This window comes from Variovorax sp. 20P10.2.4, from assembly GCF_058244205.1.
In genome coordinates, this window is sequence record NZ_JBZAYE010000621.1 from 1 (window position 1) to 4241 (window position 4241).

General features: G+C 71.4%; 5 protein-coding genes. 2 read left to right on the forward strand and 3 right to left on the reverse strand.

All coding sequences use genetic code 11. From position 1 onward, the window contains the following. A partial coding sequence (locus AC27VN_RS34380; RefSeq protein ID WP_490879483.1) for a TolC family protein occupies positions 1-721 on the reverse strand: 721 nt, incomplete at its 3' end. Between the two features lie 169 nt (positions 722-890). On the opposite strand from AC27VN_RS34380, the gene AC27VN_RS34385 reads away from it, so the two are divergent. Continuing rightward, positions 891-1136 (forward strand): hypothetical protein, encoded by a 246-nt coding sequence (locus tag AC27VN_RS34385; protein WP_490879484.1) that lies wholly within the window; start codon positions 891-893, stop codon positions 1134-1136. A gap of 24 nt (positions 1137-1160) precedes the next feature. Here AC27VN_RS34385 and AC27VN_RS34390 read toward each other — a convergent pair whose 3' ends face one another. Both AC27VN_RS34390 and AC27VN_RS34395 read right to left on the reverse strand, forming a co-directional pair. After that, positions 1161-2171, reverse strand: coding sequence for an aldo/keto reductase (locus AC27VN_RS34390; RefSeq protein ID WP_490879485.1), 1011 nt, complete (start codon positions 2169-2171; stop codon positions 1161-1163). Positions 2172-2259: 88 nt separating this feature from the next. Beyond that, positions 2260-3501, reverse strand: coding sequence for a YVTN family beta-propeller repeat protein (locus AC27VN_RS34395; protein WP_490879486.1), 1242 nt, complete (start codon positions 3499-3501; stop codon positions 2260-2262). 143 nt (positions 3502-3644) lie between these two features. On the opposite strand from AC27VN_RS34395, the gene AC27VN_RS34400 reads away from it, so the two are divergent. Beyond that, complete coding sequence (locus AC27VN_RS34400) at positions 3645-4208, forward strand: sigma-70 family RNA polymerase sigma factor (RefSeq protein WP_208507814.1); 564 nt, start codon at positions 3645-3647, stop codon at positions 4206-4208. Positions 4209-4241: the final 33 nt, after the last annotated feature.

Below are 4241 nucleotides of genomic sequence, written 5' to 3' on the forward strand. Positions count from 1 at the left end.
CGGTGCGCAGCTGGCTCTCGGCCAGCGCCACGTCGGAGCGCAGCACGGTGCCGGCCGCGTACTGGTGCTGCGTGAGTTCGAGCGCGCGCGCATAGGCGGCGGTGGTGGTGGCGTAGAGCGCGCGCTGCAGGTCGATGGCGCGCAACTGCAGGTAGTCCTGCGCCAGCGTGGTCTGGATGCTCAGGCGCGCGCCCGCGAGGTCGTCGGCGCTGGCCTGCGTGCTCGCGTCGCCGGCCTCGACCGAGCGGCGCACCGCGCCCCACACGTCCGGCTCCCAGCTCGCGGCGAGGCCCAGGGTGTCGGTGGTGCGGCGCTCGATGCTGCCGGTGCTGTTGGTCTGCGCGCGGTTGGCGCCGGCGTTGAGCCCGAGGGTGGGATAGAAGCCGGCGCGCGCGGCCGAGGCCAGCGCGCGCGCCTCGCGGTACTGGGCCTCGGCCTGGCGGATGTTCTGGTTGGCGGCATTGGCCTGCACCAGCAGCCCGTTGAGCGTGGCGTCGCCGTAGGCCTCCCACCAGGGATGCGAGGGATCGATGGCCTGCGGCGTGGCGGTCTTCCACGCACCGTCTTCCTTGTAGGCCGCGGGCACCTCCATCGAGGGCCGCACATAGTCGGGGCCGACCGCGCAGCCCGCGATCAGCAGCGCGGCCAGCGCGGCCGCGGCGGGCGCGCGCAGGGCGCGGCGCGGAAGGTCGGGGAAGGAGGTTGCAGCGGAGCGAGCCATGGTGCGGCCACTCTAGGCCGCGTCTTCCAACCGCTCGCTGTCGACTTCCTGACAAAGCTGTCAGTTGGCGCGCGCTAAGAAATCTTTACCGCCGCCGCGTCGGCTCGCGCACCGGCCGCGGCATTGAAGAAGCCGAAACCTTCAACGACTCGTTCTTCAGGAGCAACCCATGAAACTCGCAGCGATTGCCGCGGCCCTCGCCGCGGCGGCCAGTCTCAGTGCCTGCGTGGTGGCACCGGTGGGGCCGGTGCACGGCGCGGCCGTGTATGCCGCGCCGATCGAACCGCCGGTGGGCGTGGCGATCATCGGCCCGACCTATGTCTCGCCCGGCCCCGGCTGGGGCTGGCGCTACCACCCGCACTACGGCTGGGGCTGGTACAACCCGCACGCGGGCTGGCACCGCGGCTGGCGCTGAGGCGCAACACGCCTCCGGCCGCGTTCAGCGCGGCGCGTCGCCCTTGCGGTACTCGGCCGTCAGCTCGTCGAGCTTCTGCTTGAGCGCGGGGTCGAGCTTGTACTCGGCCGCCGCGAGCGTCGCGTCGAGCTGCTCGGGCCGGCTCGCGCCGAGCAGCGGCGCGGTGATCAGCGGGTTCGCCATCACCCAGGCCACGGCCAGCGTCGCGAGCGGCACGCCCGCCTCGTCGGCCAGCGCATGCAGCTGCGTCACGGTGTTGAAGCTGCGCTCGTTCCAGTAGCGGTCCTGGTACATGTTGCCGGCCGTGCCGAGCGTGAAGCGGGTGTTGGCCTCGGGGTTGGCGCCGGGCTTGTACTTGCCGGTGAGCAGGCCGCCGGCCAGCGGGTTGTAGGGGATCACGCCCAGGCCTTCCTCGCTCGCGAGCGGCAGCAGCTCGCGCTCGATCTCGCGGAACAGCAGGCTGTAGCGCGGCTGCACCGAGACGAAGCGCGTGAGCCGCAGCAGGTCGGACTTGCCGAGCGCGCGCGCGAGCCGGTAGGCCAGGAAGTTCGACACGCCCACATAGCGCGCGCGGCCCGACTTCACGATGGTGTCGAGCGCCTCGATGCTTTCCTCGAGCGGCGTCTCGCGGTCGTCCATGTGCAGCTGGTAGAGATCGACGTGGTCGGTCTTCAGCCGCTTGAGCGAGAGGTCGATGGCATCGAGCAGGTGCTTGCGCGAGGCGCCCTGGTCCCAGGGATTGGGGCCGACCTTGTTGACCGCCTTGGTCGCGACCACGAAGCGCCGGCGGCCCGCGGGGCCCTGCTTCTCGAGCCAGTTGCCGATGATCTCCTCGGTGCGGCCCGTGGTCTCGACCGTGCCGCCCAGCGGGTAGACGTCGGCGGTGTCGAGGAAGTTGATGCCGCCCTCGGCGGCCTTGTCGAGGATGCGGTGCGACACGGCCTCGTCGGTCTGCAGGCCGAAGGTCATGGTGCCGAGCGCGAGCCGGGAGACGGTCAGGCCGGTGCGGCCCAGGCGGGTGGTGGGAATGCTCATGGTGTGGATGGTTCCTGTGAAACGGCCGAACCGCGCAGTCGCGCGTGGCTGCACGACCATCATAGGCAGGCCGCCCGAGGCCTGCACGTCAGGGTGCAATCACCGTGACGCGCGCCGTCATGTAGGGGTGCACCGAGCAGGCGTAGTCGTAGACGCCCGGCTTGTCGAAGGTCTGCGTGAAGTCCTGGCCCGGCAGCATCAGGTCCATGCCCGCGGGGCCGCCCTTCCTGAACACCACGCCATGGGGCGCGCCGTCGTCGTTCTTCCAGCGCACGGGCTGGCCCACCTTCACGGTGATCTGCGCCGGCTCGAAGGCGAAGTTGCGGATCGCCACATGCGCCGAACCGCCCGCGTGCCCGGCCGGCGTGCTGCGCTGCACCGCCACCTTGCGCGGCGCATTGCCGACCGCCACGGTGTGCGACGGACCGCCGGCCAGGTCGATCACGCTGACGTCGTTCGAGCCTTCGTTGCTGACCCACAGCTTCCCGCCGTCGGCCGAGATGTCGAGCCAGTGCGGCTGCTTGCCCACGGCGATGCTGCGGCTCGGCGCGCGCGTCGCGGGGTCGAACAGCATCACCTCGCCCGGCCCCTGCACCACGACCACGCCGCTCGCCATGCCCGCGAAGTGCTGCGCGATGTGGGGCGATACGCCGGTGGGGATCGGCGCCAGCCACTGGTTGGTGGTCGCGTCCAGCACCTGCACCGCGGGCACGCCCGCCAGCGTCAGGTAGAGCGCCTTGCCGTCGGGGCCGAACTCGAGGTCGCGCGGCGGCTTGTCGAGCGCGATCTCCGAGACCGCCTTGCGCGTCGCCAGGTCGAGCACCACGAGCGCGAAATGGCCCGGCGCCTGCGAGGCCACGTAGGCCTGCCGGCCATCGGGCCGCACGGCGATGGTGTGCGGCTTGGGCACGGCCACGCTCGCGCCCACGGCATGGGTCGCGGTGTCGATGAAGGCCACGCGGTCGTCGCCGTTGACGGCCACCAGCACCCAGCGGCCATCGGCGGTGGTGGCCAGGCCCTGCGGGCCCTGGCCGACCTCGATGGTGTGCGTCACGCGGTCGGTCGCGGCGTCGATCTCGCTCACCGCCGAGGCGCTGGAGCCGCTGACGAACACGCGCTGGCCGTTCGGGGAGATCACGATGCCGTCGGGCCCCGCGGCCACCGGCACGGTGGCGAGCACGCGCTCGCTGCCGGTGTCGATCACGCTGAGCGTGCTGTCCTTGAAGTTGCCGACGTAGGCCTTGGGGCCGGCGGCCAGCGCCGGGAAGGCCAGGGCGCCCGAGGCCGCGAGAACGGCGAGCAGGCGTGCGAATCCTGGAAAGGCGGTCATGGGGAAAGACTCCTGAAAGAAGAGAGGAAGAGAATCGGCACAGGGCATGACGCGCGGTGCCCTTCGTCTATTCCCCGAAATTTTTTCGCGCGAGGCTGGAATAAAACGCGCGCCCGCCGCGTCATGCCCCCAAAGCACGTCCCTTGACCGATCGCACCCGCCAGTTCGAAGCCGCCGCCCTGCCGCATCTCGATGCGGCCTGGAATCTCGCGCGCTGGCTGCTGCGCGACGACCGCCTGGCCGAGGACGCGGTGCAGGAGGCCTACCTGCGGGCCTTCCGTTTCTTCGACGGGCTGCGCGGCGAGAACGCGCGGCCCTGGCTGCTGGGCATCGTGCGCAACGCCTGCTACGACTGGATGCGGCAGAACCGGCAGCTGGCCGACCAGGTGGAGTTCGACGAGCTGCGCGACAGCGAGTCCGCCGGCGCGACGGCACCGGAGGCCGGCGATCCCGCGCGGCTGTGGGAGCGGCGCGTGCAGGGCGAGCGCGTCAATGCCGCGATCGACGCCCTGCCCGCGGTCTACCGCGAAGCGATCGTGCTGCGCGAACTGGAGGAGCTGCGCTATGAAGACATCGCACGCATCGCCGGCGTGCCGCTGGGCACCGTGATGTCGCGGCTGTCGCGCGCGCGGGCCCTGCTGCGCGAAAGCCTGCGCGACGAGCGCCCGGGCCCGGCGCAGGAAAGGACACGGCATGCCAATTCCTGACGACGAGCTGGGAGCGCTGATGCGACAGCACGC